Raw genomic sequence first — 1,315 nt, 5'->3', positions numbered from 1 at the left:
CGCCCCCATCAAGGACCGACGCGCTCGGCGGGGAGCTGTCGTCGGTCCTTGATGGGGGCGGGTACGGGGGAGGCCGGGCCCGCGGTCCTCGGTGGCTGAGGTGGAGGTCAGGCCGGTCCCGAGTGGGTGCGGGGAGTTGTGGTCGAGGTCCCCGGTGGGTGTGGGGGCTGTGGTCGAGGCCCTCGGTGGCGGCGGGGCGCGGGGGACGTCAGGACGAAGCGCCCGGCGGTGGCGGGGCCGTACTCGAGCGCACCACCAGGACCGGTTCCACCGCCCTGCGGCGGAGGCCGTCCGTGCGGCCCTCGATCTGGTCGAGCAGCAGCGCGACGCAGTGCCGGCCGACCACCTCGAAGTCCTGGTGCACCGTCGTCAGCGGGGGATGGAGGTACGCGGCCTCGGCGATGTCGTCGAAGCCGGCCACGCTGATGTCCCCGGGCACGTCACGCCCCGACTCGCGCAGGGCCCGCAGCATTCCCAGCGCCATCTGGTCGTTGGCGGCGAAGACGGCGGTCACCTCCCGGCGGCGTGCGATGCCGAGGCCGGCCCGGTAGCCGGACTCCGCGGTCCAGTCCCCGTACAGCACCGGGGGCACGGGCGCGCCCGCGGCGGACAGGGTGCGTTCCCAGGACTCGGATCTCCGCCGTGCGGCGAACGAGTCGCGGGGGCCCGCCAGATGCCACACCGTCCGGTGTCCGAGGCCGAGGAGGTGGCTCACGACGCTGTGTGCGCCATGGGCCTGGTCGAAGTCGACGTTGGGATACCGGTGGCCGGTGTCGCCGTCGGCGACGACCACCGGCATCGACGGTGGGAGGTGGAGGGACGGGGTGTCGAGCATCTGCGACTCGACGAGCACGATGCCGTCGACGGACTGCAGCATCAGATGCTGGAACGCGCGCCGGACCGCGGCCTCCGTCTGGGCCCTGATGCCCATGAAGTTGACGGAGAAGTCGGCCTCGCGGGCGGCGTCGGCGATCGCGGCCAGGGTGCGGGCGTTGCCGTGCGCGCCGACGTCGAAGCTGACCACGCCCAGGGCGCCGAACCTGCCCGTGACCAGGGCGCGGGCTGCCGTGTTGGGGCGGTAGCCGAGCGTCTGCATGGCGGAGAGCACCTTCTCACGGGTGCTCGCGTCGACGTTCTCGCGGTTGTTGGCCACGCGTGACACGGTCTGCGAGGAGACGCCCGCCATCGTGGCGACGTCCGCCATGGAGGGCCACTGCCGGGCCGGCCGTGACCGCGGGGACTTCGTTTTCCTGTCCGTCACCACGCGCGGGACCTTCCGGAGGGAACTGGGGGCCGTCCGCGCGCGCGGACGGCC

General features: G+C 73.5%; 1 protein-coding gene. It reads right to left on the bottom strand.

All coding sequences use genetic code 11. From position 1 onward, the window contains the following. Positions 1-208 precede the first annotated feature (208 nt). Complete coding sequence (locus tag AOK00_RS35990; RefSeq protein WP_055604299.1) at positions 209-1,204, bottom strand: LacI family DNA-binding transcriptional regulator; 996 nt, start codon at positions 1,202-1,204, stop codon at positions 209-211. Positions 1,205-1,315: the final 111 nt, after the last annotated feature.

This window comes from Streptomyces aureus (genome assembly GCF_001418135.1).
GTDB lineage: Bacteria > Actinomycetota > Actinomycetes > Streptomycetales > Streptomycetaceae > Streptomyces > Streptomyces aureus_A.
Note: the sequence above shows the minus strand (reverse complement) of the source record. Positions and strands in the feature narration are given on the sequence as shown.